The 18,334-nt window shown below is 38.1% G+C and carries 15 protein-coding genes; 8 read left to right on the top strand and 7 right to left on the bottom strand.

Translation table 11 applies throughout. From position 1 onward, the window contains the following. Window positions 1–218 precede the first annotated feature (218 nt). Window positions 219–5,639 carry a hypothetical protein gene (locus DB42_RS03380; RefSeq protein WP_044881734.1) on the bottom strand — a complete coding sequence of 1,807 codons (5,421 nt, stop codon included), beginning with the start codon at window positions 5,637–5,639 and terminating at the stop codon, window positions 219–221. Between the two features lie 1,232 nt (window positions 5,640–6,871). Between DB42_RS03380 and DB42_RS10825 the strand changes: the two genes are divergently transcribed. From DB42_RS10825 to DB42_RS03370, 4 genes are all read left to right on the top strand, one after another. Beyond that, the gene (locus DB42_RS10825) at window positions 6,872–7,048 is read left to right on the top strand and encodes a DUF1328 domain-containing protein (protein ID WP_079979973.1); all 177 of its coding nucleotides are present in this window, start codon (window positions 6,872–6,874) and stop codon (window positions 7,046–7,048) included. Between the two features lie 665 nt (window positions 7,049–7,713). After that, on the top strand, window positions 7,714–8,415 hold the full coding sequence (locus DB42_RS03375; RefSeq protein ID WP_044881733.1) for an MgtC/SapB family protein: 702 nt from the start codon (window positions 7,714–7,716) through the stop codon (window positions 8,413–8,415). Between the two features lie 171 nt (window positions 8,416–8,586). Next, entirely contained in the window at window positions 8,587–8,730 is a 144-nt protein-coding gene (locus DB42_RS11155; protein ID WP_155117406.1) for a hypothetical protein, read from the top strand. A 459-nt stretch (window positions 8,731–9,189) separates the two neighbouring features. Further along, entirely contained in the window at window positions 9,190–9,969 is a 780-nt protein-coding gene (locus DB42_RS03370) for a hypothetical protein (protein WP_044881732.1), read from the top strand. Between the two features lie 162 nt (window positions 9,970–10,131). On the opposite strand, the gene DB42_RS03365 is transcribed toward DB42_RS03370, so the two are convergent. The 4 genes from DB42_RS03365 to DB42_RS03350 all read right to left on the bottom strand — a co-directional run bounded on the left by DB42_RS03365 (window position 10,132) and on the right by DB42_RS03350 (window position 14,754). Continuing rightward, a complete protein-coding gene (locus DB42_RS03365) occupies window positions 10,132–11,604 on the bottom strand; it encodes an efflux transporter outer membrane subunit (RefSeq protein ID WP_044881731.1) in 1,473 nt (490 codons plus the stop codon). Next, window positions 11,597–12,670, bottom strand: a complete 1,074-nt coding sequence (locus DB42_RS03360) for an HlyD family secretion protein (RefSeq protein WP_044881730.1) — start codon at window positions 12,668–12,670, stop codon at window positions 11,597–11,599. The genes DB42_RS03365 and DB42_RS03360 overlap by 8 nt, the downstream gene beginning before the upstream one ends. Window positions 12,671–12,901: 231 nt before the next feature. After that, entirely contained in the window at window positions 12,902–13,588 is a 687-nt protein-coding gene (locus tag DB42_RS03355) for an ABC transporter ATP-binding protein (protein WP_042242691.1), read from the bottom strand. Between the two features lie 8 nt (window positions 13,589–13,596). Next, window positions 13,597–14,754: an ABC transporter permease gene (locus DB42_RS03350; protein ID WP_044881729.1), complete on the bottom strand. Its 1,158-nt coding sequence runs from the start codon at window positions 14,752–14,754 to the stop codon at window positions 13,597–13,599. Window positions 14,755–14,968: 214 nt separating this feature from the next. Between DB42_RS03350 and DB42_RS03345 the strand changes: the two genes are divergently transcribed. Genes DB42_RS03345 through DB42_RS03335 form a run of 3 tightly spaced genes read left to right on the top strand, consistent with a single transcriptional unit; the run spans window position 14,969 to window position 16,995 of the window. Beyond that, window positions 14,969–15,904, top strand: a complete 936-nt coding sequence (locus tag DB42_RS03345) for an ABC transporter ATP-binding protein (RefSeq protein WP_052435950.1) — start codon at window positions 14,969–14,971, stop codon at window positions 15,902–15,904. Next, on the top strand, window positions 15,894–16,676 hold the full coding sequence (locus tag DB42_RS03340; protein ID WP_044881728.1) for an ABC transporter permease: 783 nt from the start codon (window positions 15,894–15,896) through the stop codon (window positions 16,674–16,676). The genes DB42_RS03345 and DB42_RS03340 overlap by 11 nt, the downstream gene beginning before the upstream one ends. A gap of 40 nt (window positions 16,677–16,716) precedes the next feature. Further along, the gene (locus DB42_RS03335; RefSeq protein ID WP_044881727.1) at window positions 16,717–16,995 is read left to right on the top strand and encodes a translation initiation factor; all 279 of its coding nucleotides are present in this window, start codon (window positions 16,717–16,719) and stop codon (window positions 16,993–16,995) included. A 262-nt stretch (window positions 16,996–17,257) separates the two neighbouring features. Here the strand turns inward: DB42_RS03335 and DB42_RS03330 are convergent, their stop codons facing one another. Continuing rightward, window positions 17,258–17,671 carry a hypothetical protein gene (locus DB42_RS03330; protein WP_044881726.1) on the bottom strand — a complete coding sequence of 138 codons (414 nt, stop codon included), beginning with the start codon at window positions 17,669–17,671 and terminating at the stop codon, window positions 17,258–17,260. A 145-nt stretch (window positions 17,672–17,816) separates the two neighbouring features. Next, window positions 17,817–18,104 (bottom strand): hypothetical protein, encoded by a 288-nt coding sequence (locus tag DB42_RS03325; protein ID WP_044881725.1) that lies wholly within the window; start codon window positions 18,102–18,104, stop codon window positions 17,817–17,819. A gap of 73 nt (window positions 18,105–18,177) precedes the next feature. On the opposite strand from DB42_RS03325, the gene DB42_RS11685 reads away from it, so the two are divergent. Then, complete coding sequence (locus tag DB42_RS11685) at window positions 18,178–18,306, top strand: hypothetical protein (RefSeq protein WP_255359353.1); 129 nt, start codon at window positions 18,178–18,180, stop codon at window positions 18,304–18,306. The last annotated feature ends 28 nt before the right edge of the window (window positions 18,307–18,334 follow it).

Here is an 18,334-nt window from a genome sequence, read left to right as displayed (position 1 = left end):
CCAAACTTCTGCTACGAAAAAAATGGATGATTAAAATAGTGAACGCGCTAGGGAAAAAACATATCTCTAATGAAATTCCCCTTTTCTTAAAAAGTGGGGGTCTAGCGAAAATCTATGAAGCCTACCCAAGAAGGCGAACTATGGAAGAAAATCGAAAATTTACAAAAGAAACCCTGGCTTACGTAAGGGAGGATAATAAAATGAAGCGAAAATTTATCTTAAATGAGAGTATTCTTATTCCTTAATAATAAGGAGGTTAGGGATTTTATAACCTCCGCATCGTCTACCAAATTGTGCAAAATATCGACATGAGTGAGCGACCTATTGCTTTCCACAAGGTTAGCTAAAGCAGTAGCGCCTTTGTCGCGTATCAGGTTAATCTTAAGAATAAGCTCGCTGATTGAAGGATTGTATTTTAAGGCTTTAGATAAAGCAAGAGCACCTTCATCCTCTATGCGATTATTTTCGAGAACAAGCTTAGTAATTGAGGTCTTGCCCTTTAGGGATTTAGCTAAAGCAATAGCGCCTCCATCTGCCAGTTGATTATTAGAGAAGTTTAGCTCTGTGAGCGAATAGTTTCTTTCTAAACTTTTAGCAAAAACGATAGATCCTTCTTCATTTAGTTGATTATCACTAAGTTCAAGAATGGCAAGCGAGGAATTACTTTTTATCCCCTCAGCAAAAGCCATGATACTTTGAGAGTCTAACGGTATATCATAGAGTCTTAAATGGGTAATTGAAGGTTTACCCTTTAGAGCTTTTGCTAAAGGGATTGCTGCCGGATAAGCTATCTCATTACCCCAGAAGCTCAGCCGATTGAGCGTCTGGTTATTTTCTATGACCTGTGCTAAAGCCATAGCAAATGGATAAGTTATTGGAAAGCCGGAAAGGTCTACCTCTTGAAGCGAAGAATTTAGCCTAAGACCCTCTTTTAAAGCTTTACATTCTTCTTCTGAGAGAAGCTCTTGGGTAATCTGAAGAGTGCGAAGAGTATTCTCAAATAAGGCTCTAACTTGCAAGGTAATCGCTAAAGAAGAAGGAGGGAGATTGTACCGCATTAGCAAGGAAGGATCGCGGTGAGGTAACGTTAAACTTCTAAGACGTGGATAGGTCTCGATGAGCAATGCAACCTGATGGGCAGGAAGATTTACGCATCCTTCTAAATCAAGCTCTTCTAGAGAAGGGGCTTCTAGCTGTAGAGAGGTTAATGCTGCATTATTTTTTAAAGCAAGAAAACGCAAGTTGGGAGCTTTTAAAGCCAGCTTAGAAAGACGCTTACAATTAGACAAATCAAGATAATTTAAGCAAGGCAATTCTACAAAAGAAAAAGATTTTAAGGCATCGCAATGACTAGCATCTAACTTGGTAAGAACCTTAGAAGCTTCTAATAACCGTTTTAAAAGAGATCTATCTAAAGATTTACAATTTTTTAAAGACAAACTGTTGAAAGAAGAAGCAGCCATAGCTTTAAGCAAAGCTAGCTCTTGCTTTTGCTTAGAAATTTTTAAGAAAGCTAGGGCAGCTTCACGTAAGCCATCGGTTAAAAGTTCTTGAAAAGGTTCGATATTTCCTTTTTTTATAGCAGCGGCGACCGCTTGAAGATGGCGAGGACAGCTTTGGCTGATCAGCATCTCTAGTTCTTTTAAAGCCTCTTGAGGCAAATAGCGCTTTTCATGCCTGGTTAGATCTTTAGCGGGTATATTGCTTGATTTTAAAAGTGAATTGGTAGTACTACTAGTTACTAAGCATTGCTGAGCTTTATCATAGAAATGTCCTGGTCCCTTCAGAAAGCGCTCGTAAGGAGAAGCTGTTGTATCTTGCAAAAGGTGGGCATAATATTTTCCCAGTGAAGGATCTAAGCGGAAGAGAAGTTCTAGAGGAGTTATCACGGCATTGCTTTCTATAGCATGCTGCATACAGGTAAGTTTTTGGTAAATTCTAACAATAGTTTTTGGAGGCAAAAGAATAGAAATCACAGGTTTTTGCTTGTTATAAGCATACACATAATCTCGTTCTTTTTCGTTAAAGAGACTCTCATAGCGCTGCTGCTGCTCATTGAGATTCTTTAGCCAAGTTTGCAATATTTCTAGGGGCTTAATTTTTAGGAAAAGTTTTCTCGTTTCAGAATGAAGAGCAGTGTGCATTTGATTTAAGCAAAATAAGATACATTTAACTTTCAGTTTTCCATCCTTGGAAAAAGAGGGAAGAAAAGCATGGTCGTTATCGATACTTACGATTTGGTCTTTTTTCTCACCTTGATGATTAGTAAAGGATTGCAAGATGTAATTATCGGGTTTACCATCCTCCGGATTAACTAACATAGCTAAGAGCATCATATTGTGCACCCGATGCAAATCTAGATTGGTTAAAGTGCTGCCTGCTTTTAAGACCTCATCTAAATTCTTTCCTTCACTTGTTTCTGAAACTAACAGAGGATAAGGGTGATGACGAATATTGTAGCATTTGAATAATTCAGTCTCGGGAACGCCATGCCCAATAATCAAGCGATGAAGCCTTCCTACCGCATACTCCATTCCTGCCATCTCAGGATAAGGCTTAAAATGAAGCTTACGATGCAGATAGCTAACCGCTACAACAGCACTGCGTCCATATGTACGAGGAAGTTTATAAAATTCTAAGCCTGCATCAAGCGGAAGTTGCTGCACGACGTGGGGATGTAACTTTGCTTTTCCGGAATCGACGCCTTCCCATTCAAATCCTTGACCCGTAGCTCTTGAAGTAAAGACAGCAAGAGAGCGTAGGTAAGCGAAGGCTGGTAATTGAGCTTCAAGGCAGGAAAGAACTTGCTCGAGATGAGGGTCATGGGCATGTTTATTAACAAATTTTAAAATCTTAGAGGGATGGGCTTTAGCACCAGCCCCATTTTTAGCTAGCTCAATGAATATAAAGAGGTTGTCTTCAGCCATAGCTTTTTCTAACGGCGTCTCCTCTTGACGAAGAAGATCTGGGTAGTCCAAATCCGCTCCCCTCTTAACTAGCTTGGCTAATAAAACACTAAAGCGGCAAGATGCATAAGAGGCACGGTTAATTAAAGGAAAAATAGGAGGAGAGCTCTGTCCGTCTAAAACATTAGGATCAAGCTTTTCGTGTGCCAACAAAAGTTCTGCGATTAAGAAAATCTGCGCTTCCTCCAAGTTAGGTAAGTGATAGATGCGCATAAGCTTATGTAAAGCTGTTTGTCCTGCTTCATCGGCTTGATTGATTTCAGCTCCTAGTTGAAGAGCTAGCTTAACCAAAGAAGCCCTACCTAGGTCGATAGCCGTAAACAACAAATTTTGCTTTTGTGCCAAGGAAAGAGGCAAAGGCGGACAAAACGAAAGATTAGCAACAGCTTTTAGTGGAGTAAGCTGGGTAAGAATACGATTGGACCAATCTAATGAGGATAAAAAAGCACCCACTTCTTCTTCAAGGGAGATCAGATACGGTAAAGCTTTGAGGGAAGATAAATGTGCAGAGCCGACCAGAGCTTCAACAGTTGTGCTTTGATGGTGCAGAGATAGTAAGGCGTCGAGTGGATTGGCATGTGTTTGCATAAGAACTTGGTAGCAGGCAAAGGCGGTCGGCTCTAAAACCTTAAAAAGATCATGGTGAGTGACTAAATCTTGCTTAAGCTTATCCTGCAATAGCTGCAGTTTTTTAAAAAATATAGTCAATAGTCCCTTCGGCAATAAAAGGGGAATATCCAACTTTTTTTCAGCTGTCTCATCTAAAAAATCTTTGTTTGTTAACTGCTTTTGGAGAATAAGCCTTTTATATTGTTGATTTCTTTGGTCTAGTCGCTTAATCCAGTGCAGCAAAAAATCGAGGGGGTTTAAATTTTTTAGAAATTCTTTATTTAAGGGGGCAATAGGTTGGTCCATGCATCCTTTCAGCAATAGAGGCAGGCATTTTAAATGAATTTCATGCCCTTTTTCTGCTGGAATAATCGCAGGCTCAAAAGCTTGATCATTATCAATGCAGACAAGCTTTAAGCCTTCTAGCTCTTGATCTTTCCAAACAAGTTCTACAATATAGTTATCGGCTTTGCCATCATTAGGTAGGATAAAGAGACTGGCCAGGATTAAGCTGCTAAAAGCCTCTTTATCAATTTTTTGTAATAAAGGTGGAAGATGACGAAAAAGCTCTTTTATAGATTTTTTAGGAAAAAGCTTAGCGATCCAGCGTAAAGCTAAAGGTAGCTCAACTAAAGAAGCTAAAGAAGCATTTGCAGCTAGCGTAGGATGTAACTTTAGTATGGTTAAAAGCTGCCAAAAATTATTTTCTTCCTTATTTTCTAAAAAGTCTTTACGAAAAATGTCCAGGCCTTGCTCGTCAGATTTTAAGCTAAAATCTCCTGTGCAGGAAAATTCTTTTAAACGCAACTCTTCTGGCAGCTGCTCCACCCATGTTTTATAAGCATGGAAAAGCTTTTCAGGAGCAGATGAGTAAGGCTTATGTGCTTCTTCTAAGAAATAAGGCCAGCTTTCAATAAGCTCTTCAGCCGTTAGTTCATCGCATAATAAATCAAAGATTTCTAAGATACTGATGAGGTCTACGAGCAAAATTGCTGGAGGGCGTTCGGCTTCAAGAGAATGACCTATTGTATAGCCCACCTGCACTGTATAAGACTCGTAGTCAGTAGCTTTACATAATCTCTCTGTAAGCTGAGGGTATTCTTTAAAGATCTGAAAAGAGGTTTTGCCTTGCCATAATTGCTCATTAAAGATCTGTTTGGCTTCCTCATCTGGTGAGGCGTGCCAATTGAAAATCCTAATATTTGAAATTTTAAGGAAAGAGGTAGGCGCGGCAATTAGAGATTTTGGCGAAAAAGCTTGGGTTAAAGAAGTAGCAGCATACTCCCAAGCCGGCTTCAAATAATCAGAAATAATTGCCGCTTTAGGATTACCTTTGCAATGTAAACCGCCTAAAGAAGCAACTGCATGCCTACCATGCGTATTGGTACGGCAAGGCAGCCCTAGATCATCCATAGAGAGCATAGCAAGAGCTTTATTTATATCGAGGAGAAGAAAACCCACAGAATCTCCACAGACCTGGGCTTTCAAGGCTAGTAAAGCTTCTCGCTTCTCTAAGGTGGAAGCCTCAAGGAGCTGGGTTATAAAGTTAGTATAATAGGTCTCTAAGATTTTTAGTTTATCTTTAAAAGAGGGAGTGGTAATTGAAGTGATAGTATCTGCAATAGTAGCTAAGACTCTATGAAAAGGTTGTAAACGTGGGTAGAAAGCCACGCTTATTCCCTGTTCAATTATCTCCTTTCTTTGTTCTTCCGTGACTATAAACCAAGGTAACTTAAGATTAGGCACAAGCTTAGCCAGTTTATTTCTTTCTTTGGCAGTATAAAGAGAAGATTCGGCATGAAGGTGGGCTATGGTTTCTCCTAGGAGATCTTTTTCTTGGCCTAAATAATTTATTAAACGCTCCTTTAAAAGCTTTTCTTCCTGTGTGCTTTTCATAGGCATTTGAGGCCATATTTGGGGGCAAAGAGGAGATAAAGAAGGAGTAGCGCAGTGTTGCTCTGTAAAAGGTGAAAAAGAGACATCGCTGTCAGAGCCTTCAGATTCTATGACGGGCTCTTGATGGAAAACGCGCTGCAAAGGGCCTAGCGGGTGAGTGATTTGCATATAAATTCTTTAACTTCTTTGATTGTTACTGAGAGGCTGTTTTTCCTGGAGAAGGCACTTTAGCTTATTAAATAAGCATCTATCTTTCTTCATAAAAAACAGTTTAAATCCCTAAAATTTTTCCCCAAAAATTAAAATTGAATTTTTAGAGATTTTTTCTTATTTCGTCAAGAAGAGGTTATTTTCGCGCCCTTATTTTAAATACAAGACAGCTAAAAAAATCTACTTTACAAAAGATATTTTTTAGTGAAACAGGGAAAAGAATTTGGTTTAGGATCTTAGGAGTATTTACGCCCACCTACCTTTTAGAGGGTCGGATTAGCTATAGCAACATCACTAATTTCCTTACTATCTAGCTCTTTAAAAACCTAACAACTATGGCAATATGCTAAAAGGCAAGCTTGCCAAATGCAACCAGCTAAAGGTAAAATTATTAATTGAGGATGCGACAAAAAAGGATCTTATGTGGATTAAAATAACATCAGTGGTTAGCATTTTTCCTTACCATTAAAGCAAAGTTAAGCTAGGAGCCAAGCTTTTTTTTCACGCACTCTTTGCTATAAAATTATGCTTATTCTGTAATTTTTATAGGCTGCGGAAGGCTAGTTTTTAGGTGGGTAATCTAAAAAAGTCCTTATCAAAATTTAAGGTATTTAATTTCCAATAGCAAGATAAAAAGATAGTCTTTATCTACAGACTTAAAAGCCCTTCCCCGTAACTTTATTTCTTCAGCTCCTTAAGAGCCGAGACGCATTTATAACCATTCTCTACATGATTGCTAAAACATTAAATTCTCATGCAGGAGGCTGCTCCAATCCCCATCAAGCTTAATTGAAGAAGGCTTTAAAATTGGCTAAAGAAGAATAGCATTTATTGCTTGCAAGTTCATTCGTAGCCCCTTCAACGTTTCTTGAATCTAAAGTTTTATCTTTAATAGCTCACATGAGAAGAAAATTTCTCTCTTCTAGAAAAGGCTTCTCACTTAAAATTTGAGACCTAAGTTATTTTGGTAGGCTGATTTAATATTAAAATGTCTCTAAGCCCTTGCAAGATAGCCATCAAGCAAAGAAGTTCTCGATGACATGCAAAAAGTCTTAATTTTTAGCCTTTAAAAAAATTCAAAGCTAGAAATATATTAAGTAAAGGCCTACGCATTTGAAAATGCTTAAAACAAAAACTGAATTTTTTTATATACCATCTTAGGATGATAAAAACTAACAGCGAGGATATATATGTTATATTGGTCATTAACATTTTTGATTATTGCTATCGTGGCAGGTTTAATGGGTTTCAGAGGTATTGAAGGCATAGCCGCTACTATCGCCAAAGTTTTATTCATCGTTTTTCTTATCCTTTTTATTATTACTATGGTATCCGGCTATGGGATGATGGGTACCCCTCAGCCTTAAATTAAAGGATAAGCAGCAATTTTTTCTAAAGAGATACTAAGTTACAGGCTTTACTAAATTTTTGTAGCTTGGTATCTACTTTAGAAAGCTAATCGCTTGAGACTTGCTAAACATAGACGCTTTAAGCTTTCAAGTATAAAAAATTTACTGAGAGAGCAAAACTTGCTAGAAAATTGGACATCTTTCTCACAAGTTTTTAAGCGATATAATTCCTAAGATTATTTTCACCTGCCCTATAGATAATCCTAGCATGATTGCATGCTTATAAAAAAATTTGCAACGTAAGATCTTCTTTCTAGGCCAACGGGATTTAGCCTGCCCTGGATTAAAATTATTAGCAACCCTTCAGGATAAAACCTTCAAAAAACAAGCTGGAGCACGGTAACCAAGTGGCTAATTATGAAAACTTTAACTGCCAGCAATTTCTTCTTTTTTTATCTCCTCTCTTTATTCTAGCTGCTAGGGCTCTAATCAAGTCAAATCGTATAGACGCAACCTGCCTTATTCACCCTTTTTCTCACCTTTTCTTTCGGTAGTCTATATGATATTCCCTCTAAAACTATGCAAAAAAACAAGCTTAAATCAAAATATTCTTGAAAGTATTGATAAAATATTATCCAATCAGTCTTAATCAACAAATGTAAACATACTAAAGGTAGATATTTATGCTTCCAGCCTTACCTGCAGAGGAAATGATTTTAAGACTTTTGCTATCAGGCTTGCTGGGTGGCTTAATCGGCTTTGAAAGAGAACGATTGAGCTGGGTCGCTGGCCTACGCACGCATATGCTTGTATGCCTAGGATCTACCCTTATCATGCTTGTTTCCCAGTACGCTTTCCATGAAGTCGTGCATGAAGGGCTAATTAATCTAGATCCTTCACGCGTAGCTGCCCAAGTGGTTAGCGGAATTGGTTTTCTGGGAGCCGGCACCATCCTTTTTTTAAAAAATGTGATCCGCGGCCTGACAACAGCAGCAAGCTTATGGGCCGTGGCGGCAGTTGGTCTAGCTATTGGAGGAGGGCTTTACTTGGCAGCAGTTAGCACAACCTTGCTTATTCTAGTCATCCTTGCTGGAATAAAACCTCTAGAAAAAAGATTTATCAAAAAAAATCGAGCCGTAGGTCTACGGTTTGGCGCCAAAAATGGTGCTATTCACTTAGCTTCCCTGCAAGAGATTTTAATCACTTTAAATAAACGTTATGATTCTAGCCGCCTACAAATAGAAAAAGTAGGAGATAAAGAAATTTTTCATTTATTGTTCAAGGCTGCTTCCCAAGCTCACTTTATAGAAATAATTGATGAACTACGTAAGCTAGAGGGCATTGAAAATATCGAACTTATTGATGATGCAGGAGCCTTCCCCTAGCTCTCAATAGATCTTTACCTTTCCTTAACCTTAAAACCTAACTTTTTTATTTTTGGTTATCCCGCCTTTTTGACCAACCTCTTTAGATTCAGAGTATAAATCTTTTAATGTCTCCAAAAAGAGGAGAAAGACTAAAGCCGCGAGACGGACAAACCTTAGAGGCACTAAAAAATGATGCTTCAAAATTTATTCAAGGCTAGGGAAAAAATGATAAAGGTAGGCAGCTCTACAAGAAGCTTGAAAGAAGATTTTTTCTCTAGGCAGCTAGCCTATCAGCGAGCAGGGTTAACCTCTACCCCCCCTGGAGATGAATAAGATAGCAAAATTTTGAATATCTCAAGAGCCATGTTGATAGCTTAGGGGATAAGAGCTAGTATATGCCCTACTATAGCAAACCAAGTGATTAGATCATTTACGACACAAGATTTCTATCAGTTATGGATATCTATAAACAGATAAGCGATCATAGGGAGGAAATCTACTTAAACTCTTGATAATAAGAAGATAATGCAAATCAGAAAGTGTGCAAGAAATAGAAAAGCAGATATTTGCAAACATTTTGACCTTGCAGATGCCCGCAGAATCCTATCTAAAGCTGAGCTTATCTCGTGATCGCTTGCATAAACCGGAATAAGTTTATTCTTTTCTCTTATTCGGAAAGAAATAATTTCCTATTATATATTTAAAAGACTGTTCATAATAAAATTATATCCTTAATTTATATAAACAAGTATAATAGTGTTTGAATGCTTATTTTTAACTCGTGGAGCTTCTATGGTTAATCCTCTTCATCAAGCTAGCCCAAGCCTTATGATTCAACAGCCTGCAGAATCTCAACAAAAGATTTTTCAGGGCTTTAACATATCTTCCGACGGAAAAAGTGCGGTAAAAATCCTCCGGGTAGGAGGTAAAGAATTAAAATTTACAGTCTTCTTTCCTAGTAATATGCAGACTGATGGCCGCCGTCATAAATATCTGCAGCATTTTAATGATGATCAATTGAATCGCTTGGGGCAGTATGCGCTTGACTTAGGACTGGGGCAAGCAAAAAAAGAGGCTCGAGGAAAATTAGAAGCTATTGTTCTAAACACCACCTCTTCTGGTAGCCTTAATGAAATATTAAAAAAATATAGCAAGCTAGAAGCACCTAAGCAGATCTCTGTAGAGTATTATAAAGAACGCCTTTATCAGCTGCAACACAGCGATTCTTTGGCTCAAGATAAAGAATTACAAGCTAAACTCAAAAAATATGAGGAAAAGGCAACTGCTCTTCAACAAATTCAGGAGATGTGGAAGAAAAACTTTTCTCCTTCTCAGGAACAGCCAGAAACTGTCACTCCTGACCAAGCAGAAGAAGAAACTCTTCAACAAGCAAAAGCTAGGCCTGCAGATGATCAACACGACGAAGAAAAACTGTTAAGCCAAAGAGATAGAAGAAAAAAAGAAGCTTTGCTGAAAAAAGATAAAAGCACCCCTCCTTTAAGACCTCCCCATAAAGGTAACGTTGAGGAAGAGAAAACGAGCATTGTGCACGAAGAAGCCGCCGCAAGCTAAAAGTCTCTTTAGTGGTTAGTCCTTATTTCTTAGAAGGCCAACTAAAAAGCAAAGCAGCTTACCTTTTTTCTATCGATTAACCATAAATATCTACTCTTTTATGCTCAATCTCTTACTTTCTCAAGAGAAGGCTTGAAATGAAGATTTAAGAGCCCTCTTGAATTAATTGGCTTTGCCTCCTAGGGCTTTACATAAAGTCACATAACTTAACGCATATTCTTCTTCCGCTACAAGCCATTGCATCTTCCGTCGATGAGCCTCGTCCTCTGCTAGATTAAAGGCAACGAAATCACCTATGCCCTGCTGGTAAAGAAGATGCGCTCTCTTTAAAGAACTAGCAGCATATGAATAGATATTTTTATTCTCTGCCAACCGCTTTTCTTCACTTTGCAGCGAATGTAAAGCAAGCTGAACCTCTTCCACAGCATTTAAAAGCTTTTGATGATAATGGGAAAAAGCCACTTTAGCACGCGCTTTATAGACATTTACGGTGGCTTTATTTTTGCCTGCATCGAATAGAGGAAAAGAGGTTAAAGGCTCGTATAGCCAATACAAATTTTTAAAACTTAAAATATCTGCGAGCTGCTTACTCATTCCCCCAATACTCCCTATTAAGGCAAAATGAGGTAGAGCCTCGGCCATTACTCTTCCAATACGATAAGTTGCAGCAGCTAGCTCGCGATCTGCCTGACGTATGTCGGGGCGCTGATGCAATAAATCAGAAGGCACCCCTAAAGCTACCTGAACCTTAGGCCGAGGCATAGGCGCATAGCATAAAAGATTTTCCTCAAAAGGCCATAGGGTCTCTCCCATCAAAGTAAGTAATCGGTGTTTATATTGCTCGAAATATTTCTTAAACTGTGAGATGGCGTTTTTACTTTCACAAATTTTTATTTTAACCTGAGCGATTGAGTCTAAAGAGGAATGATTAAGTACTAATCGTTCCTTTAAAAGATTAGCTCGGGCTTGCAGAATTTGCTGATAGGTTTCCTCAGCTAACAATTGATGTTGAATGCTTCTTAATCGAAGATATGCTTTTGAGATCTCTGCTGTAATTGAAAGTTGAATAGCCATCAAATTCTCATGGGAAGCCCCAAGTTCTGCTTTTCTTGCCAAATTTTCACTGCGAAGCCTTCCGAACAAATCAATTTCCCAGGAAACCATAGGGCCCAGATGAAAGAAATCATAACGTCTTTGGTTTTTGACATTTTGGGTTTTTAAGTAATTGATCAAGCTTGGTTGCTGAAAAAGAATCCCATCTTCTGGAGAGACTGCATTAGTATGACCCATGCCCATATGAACCATAGGGAAATAATCCGCTCTAGATTCTAACAATAAAGCTTGATATTCTTGAAGGCGTTGATAAGCAATATGAACTTCTGGATTATTTTCTAAAGCTCTATTGATCAATCTCTCAAGCACCGCATCGTGAAACGCTGCCCACCAGTTAGGTAACTCATCCTCTTCTTGGACCACTGAAGGCACTTGCTTAAGTAAGATCTGATCCTGCCCTATCTCCCAGTGATCAGGCAGCCTTATTTGAGGATTTTTATAAGCAGGGCCTATCCTCTGGCAGCTAGTATAGATACCACTCATCGCTATTAATGCTAGGCTGAGGTAAAAAAACTTATTCATGGTGGGTGTCATTTCTAGAATCTGGTATAAAAACATCCATTACTTGACCGACAAAAAAACATTTCTGTGAGGTTTTAAAGCGATAAATGAGCTGCACTACTCGCGTGTCTATACGTTCCATAATTGAGCCCGTAAGATTTTTCTTAGGAACCATCAGAGGCTTAATTTTTACAAAACTTAAAGGGATAGGCTTATGATTTTCTCCTCTAAAAAAACCTATTGCCTCTTGGTGAGGCCTAAGATAAGAGATTTCATCTTCATTAACCGACACCTCTACAAAACACTCTTCAATATCCCCTAAAATCATCAAAGGTTCTGCTTTAGAGGCTTGAGCTAACTCACCCGCATGAATGTTAACCTTTAATACCGTGGCCTCTAACGGAGCTCTTATTAAAGTATCATCTAACTTCTGGCGAGAAAGCTCTAAAAGAGCCTTTTGATACTCCACCTCAAAGTTTGCTGCATCCAAATCAGGTTGCCAAGCACCTGCCTTCAATTGCTGAAGTTGAGCCATTAAATAGTCATATTTGGCTCTTTCTACCTCTACAAGATAATTCTTTTGATTAAGTTCTCCGAGGCTTATCGCCTGCTTAGCTAGGAGATCTTGAGCTAATCGTTGTTGCCTTTCGGCTTCATCTAGTTCTACTTTAGACTGATGGAGAAGAGCTTGCTGAGATGTTAGGTTTTCACTTCTAGGAAGAGCTCGTAAGCGCTCTAATTGCGTCTCTGCCTTTGCTAAAGCTGCTTCGCTTGCTGCCATCTCATGAAGCAATTCTTTATTTTCTAATTGAAGCAGAGGATCACCTAGGCTTACTTTATCACCTTCATTAACAAAAACCTTATCAATTCTTCGCTCATTAGAAGCTCGGATAGCGACCTCTTCGCTTCTTGGAATGACTATGCCCATACCAAATATAGCATTTTTTCTAGCAATAAAATGTAAGTAAGGATCTTCTAAGTAATGAATTTTAGGCTCTTTTTTAAAAAAGACCATCCAGTTAGCTGCTAAAAGCCCTATAAAAGCTAATAAAGCTAAAACTATGAAATATTTTCGTTTTTGGTTCATCCCCTTGCCATTTTTTAAATAATCTTATTATTTGGCCCTTTTTAAGGTTTATAAAAAAACAGCTCTTTTTCTTATCTTCATAGAGGCTATCACCAGTCTTTAAACAACCTTTTTTATTTTTTAGCTCATCTTCTTTGTAAAGCTCCACAGCTTGCTCGGGAGTGGCTTTTTGCTATAAGTGAGAAGAAATTAAAAAACCTTCTCATTCTCCCTTAAAAAATCTTAAAAAAATTAATAGATTTTCTCGATTATTCCATCATTCAATTCTATGATGCGATCAGCGTACTCTAATATTCTTTTATCATGGGTAGCTACAATCACTGCATTTTTTGATTTTAAGGCATGCGTCTTTAATAAATTCATCACGATTAATCCGTTTGCATGGTCCAAAGAACTGGTAGGCTCATCGCAAATGATCAATTGAGGTTGATGGATAAGAGCTCTAGCTAAAGCTATCCGCTGCTGTTGACCTCCTGAAAGCTCCTGAGGCCATCGATTGGCTAAAGGAGCAATACCTATATCTGCTAGAGCTTCATAGGCACGATTTCTTGCTTCTTGTTTAGACTTATTCTGTAATAAAAGAGGTAATTCAATATTTTCAATGCAAGTTAAAGAGGGCATTAAATAAAAATTTTGAAAAAGAAACCCAATATTTTCGCATCTGAACTTAGTTTTCTCTTCCTCATTCAAATCGCGAGTATTTTTTCCAAAGATTTGGATCCTTCCTTTGTCTTCTTTTAATATGGTGCTTATGATAGAAAGAAAGGTTGTTTTGCCACATCCTGAAGGGCCCATTAAAAAAGCTAACTGGCCACTAAAAAAGTCAACGGTCAAGTATTTTAGGACCATCTGTTGCATCTTAGCAGTGCCATAACTTTTTACTACATCTTGACATCTAACAGCTATTTCTTGTGCCATATTTTTGTCTATTTGCTCATTACAATTTTAGGATCTTCTTTCAAAACTCTGCGGATACATATCCGGGCTGCCAATAAGTTAATTGAAACGATCGTGAAAGCTGCAAGTAATAAAATTAAGGGGGGAAATAGAAATGCAATCGTACCTTGCGACAAGATAATCATTTGACCTGCTAAAGTTGCAGCCCCTAATCCTAGCCCAAAGCCTATGATTCCTGCGACCAAAGCTTGGAAATATATCATCTGAGCTATGGTAAGCGGGGTGGCGCCCAGAGCACGGAGCATGGCAAAAAAGGGCAAAGAGTCAATCGTTAACATATAAAACATAATACCTACAATAGCAATGCCTAGCAAAAAACCTGAAAGGACTGTGGTTCCAAAATTAATCAACACGCCTGTACCTAAGAAATACCAGATGGAACGCCACTTAAATCCTTCTCGAGTGAAAGCTGAAAGCCCAGTTTGATCTTTTATATGTTGAACCACTTTTTCGACATTTTCTCCAGGCTGTACTCTGGCCAATATGAAACCTAAATGACGATTTTTAAAAGGCGTTAGATTTTTATACTGCTGATAGGCCATATACATAATTGGTTGAGGATAAAAGCCTAAGGTTAATTGAGCGATGCCCACAACGACAACGTACTGATCAGCTACTTCCAAACTATCCCCTAGCTTAAGATAAGAAGGTTTACCATCGGCCCCATCAGTCACTAAAGCTTTTTGAACAGCATGTTGGTCTAAAATAATGCCTCCCTCGTGTCGCAGGCTTTCCACCACCCCTTTAACCATATGTTGAGGAGCACCTAACAGAGAATTTTGATCGATTGCCACCACTTGAGCTTCATGGAACAACCCATTAGAAAGCTTTAAAGGTAAATAGGTCATCGACAACGGGGCTGCCCAAAGGATTCCAGGAACACTTCTAACCTTATCGATTTGGCTGTCAGACATTTCGCGTATTTTATCTATATGCTCAGTTCCTGGATCCATCACCCAAATTTCTGGGGTAGGTATGTCTGTGATGAGTCGATAGGAACGTTCCACTAGCCCTAAAAAAATAGCCGATTGCTGGCAAATTAGAAAACTGGAAAGAAAAATGCCAAATATAAGACCTAAAAATTTAGCTTTATCTCCTATTAGCATTTTAAAAGCTACTATGAGCATGATAAGAATCTCTAAGATATTTTAAAATTAGCGCTTGAAAAAAAAGCACTCGGCTTACAGCAAACATAGCAAACTTACCCTGTATAAAAAAAATTATAATCTTTAGCAAGCAATCATTTTAAAAAAATGGAAGCTTTGCTCTCTATTGAGGGAAAAGCCTAAAGAGTGATATAAGTTATTATCCTAGTTAATGTGAGGGAATAAAAAAGCTTATATGATTAATGTTCTTTCTGTTCAAAATCTTACAAAGATTTACCCGGGAAAAATTCCTTTTACAGCGATTGATAAAATCTCTTTTGATTTAAAAAAAGGAGAAATTTTAGGGTTGCTAGGACCTAATGGATCAGGCAAGACGACTACAATTCAAATGCTTTTGGGTACACTGGCCTACACTTCGGGAGCTATTTTTTATTTCCAACAAGACTTTGCTCAAACTCGTTCAGAAATCCTTGAGAAGGTTTCGTTTGCCAGCACCTACACCAGTCTTCCTTGGATTCTAACCGTTAAAGAAAACCTAGAAGTCTTTGGTCTACTCTATGGTCTTACCCGAAAGGAAAGTGCTATAAAATTTGATCCCCTCTTAGAACGCTTTGGAATCCTTGAAAAGAGGAATCAGCGGGTAGCTTCATTATCTGCGGGGCAAGTCACTCGGCTCATGCTAGTTAAAGCTTTTTTTACTGATCCTCAGATAGTGCTTTTAGATGAACCTACCGCTTCGTTAGATCCTGATATAGCAAGCGACATCTGTTCTTTTCTTCTTGAACAAAGAGATAAAAAGGGGCTTTCTATCCTTTTTTCCTCTCATAAAATGGAAGAAGTCATGGAAGTTTGTGATCGTACAATTTTCCTTAAAGAGGGTAAAATCATTGCTGACGATCTTCCCGAAAAATTAGCTAAAAGCATTTCAGCCGTTCACGTTAAATTATGCGTACATGCAGGCCTTAATCGTACCATAGCAGTAGCTGCAAATGCTGGTTTTAAATATAGTGTTGATCATCAAAATATCGAAATTCTCATCGAAGAAGATAAAATTCCTGCTTTTCTGCATGCTTTAAGTAAAGAAGGAGTAAACTATGCCACTATTAAAATAAAAGAGCCTTCTCTCGATGATTTCTTTCACCATATAGCCAAGAAGAACAATGAACTTTAGTAGAATCAAAGGTGTTTTCTTTCGTTATTATTATAATGCGATTAAAGGACCCAACCAGCTATCCGATATCTTTTACTGGCCTCTTGTAGATATTCTTCTCTGGGGCTTAACCTCACGGTGGATACAACATCAAAATCATGTAGCCAATCTTCCTTTGGTGCTTATGACAGCTTTAATCTTTTGGCAAGTGACCTGGCGTGGATCGGTGGATATTTCTATAAATATTCTTCAAGAGTTCTGGAATCGCAACTTAGTTAACCTTTTTTCTACTCCCTTAAAGATTTGTGAATGGATAATAGGAACGATATTACTCTGCTTATGCAAGCTAATTTTAACAGTAGCCTTTGGAGCAGTTACAGTCTACTTACTTTATACATTAAACGTATTTACCGTGGGATGGCCATTTATTCCTTTTGCTATCTTGCTACTTATGTTTGGATGGACCCTCGGCTTTGTTGCCGCCAGTATTATTATTTACTGGGGCCATCAAGTCGAAATGTTGGCTTGGATGATCGGTTTTCTATTTGCGCCTTTCAGTGCTGTATTTTATCCTGTAAATATCTTGCCCGCATGGGCCCAGAAAATCTCCTGGCTCCTGCCCTCCACCTATATTTTCGAGGGCATGCGAAGTATTTTAGATGAAAAACCCTTCCCTTATATCTACCTTTTTTATAGCTTAACTTTGAACGTTATTTACCTAACATTTTCTATTTTTCTTTTTAAATGGATGTTTGAAAAGAGCCGCCAAAAGGGTTTAGGGCGCTTAGAATAAAAGCTTTTACCTTGATCTAACACTGATTTAAAGAGGAAATATGCCTTTTACAATTGAAGGACAATGGGTACCCAGCAAACCAACTTCTTCAAAGCCTCCGAAAGGCGTAAAGATCCGTTTAGTCAAAAGAGGTAAAAATATTTTAACAACTATTTTAAATTTAAATATGACTTCTAACGAGCTCATTCATCTAGCCTCTCATCTCAAAAAAAAGCTTGGGTGCGGAGGTGCAATCAAGGATGCAGATATTGAAATCCAAGGAGATAACGTCAGCAAAGTTAAAAAAATTTTAGAGGAATATGGCATTAAATCTTCTTAAAAAATTCTTTTATTCTTTGAATCAAAGAAGGGGTTAAAGCTTACGCTTTAGATAAAATGAAAGCAAATTAAAAATAGGAAGAACCTAGGGCTTAAAAAGTTATGCTGATGAGTGTGCGCCACGAACTTTGACAAGCCAACGGCGGGTCAAAGATGCTGTATAAGAGACTAGGGAAGGCCCCTAGTAACCGATGACTTAGATATTAGGTTACAAACCACCTTAAGCTGCATGGGTAAAGAGTGCATGTTGTAGATGCAATATGCTATTGTAGACGTTGATCAAAAGATTTAGAAGGCTGTTTTATAATAGTTGCGATACCACCTATTACCAAAGCTACTGAGCAGACAGCACTTATAACTACGATCCCTTTTGGTATCGCTAAAATTAAGCCGGCTAATTTCATAATTTTAAATGTGGTATAGGTAGCTAAACTATAAGATACAATATTTTTAGCTCTGATAGGGATGGGACCTAAAAGTATCGTAGATCCAGGAATAACACGCTTACTTAATTCATAAACAACCTTTTCTGTTAAAGCAATACCCGCAAAACATATAGCTGCAGTGGAAGGATTAAGAATCTTTGCACCTTTAATGGCATTTACAAGATGAGCTCCTGCAAAGCCTTGAATAGCACAAAAAGCTTCGTCAAGTATTGGATATGAACTTCTAATCATAAAACAACTCCTAAATCAATTCTAAGGGTAAAGCACCGTTAAAGATGATAACTTATCGGGATTAAATAATATTTTCAAGCTTTTTAATTACAATGATGTAGATGTGCTTACTCAAACCGGGAGCTCATAACTTTCTTGGTGTACGTTAATTATCCTGCAATTTTTCCAATACAATAGAATATCCTAAAATAGAAATGAGATTTGCAAAGGATATAAGCGTTAGGTGATCCTTTTTGCCTGATCGGATGTCTTGAACGATAGAAGGTGATAAGCCTGCTACTTTGGCAAGCTTTCTAACAGAAATATGATCTTCCTCTATTAAAGCAATGATCAACTCAGATAATAAAAGCTCTTGGTGTTCTTCACCAATCCTTTTCTTACGAGCTGGATCTTGAGCAAGCCTTTCATGGGTAGATAAAACTTTTTTAGCCATAATAATTCTTCCGATTTGGCTCTTACCTTATATTAGAGAAGTGTCCTGGAATATGCCCAGCACCGGAGCGTTCTTGAACCAATTCATCGAAGGAATGAAACAGCTCTATGAACTTCAAGCCTTCTTAGATGTTCGGCTCCTTCGCCCTGGAGAGGTTCCTTCTAAGGTTAGAGAGGATTTACTAGTATTGATGGGAACTTAAAGAAAAAGTTGCTCTCCTTTATCTCCCT

The organism is Neochlamydia sp. EPS4 (genome assembly GCF_000813665.1).
Taxonomy (GTDB): domain Bacteria; phylum Chlamydiota; class Chlamydiia; order Chlamydiales; family Parachlamydiaceae; genus Neochlamydia.
This window is presented reverse-complemented; position numbering and strand designations above follow the sequence as displayed.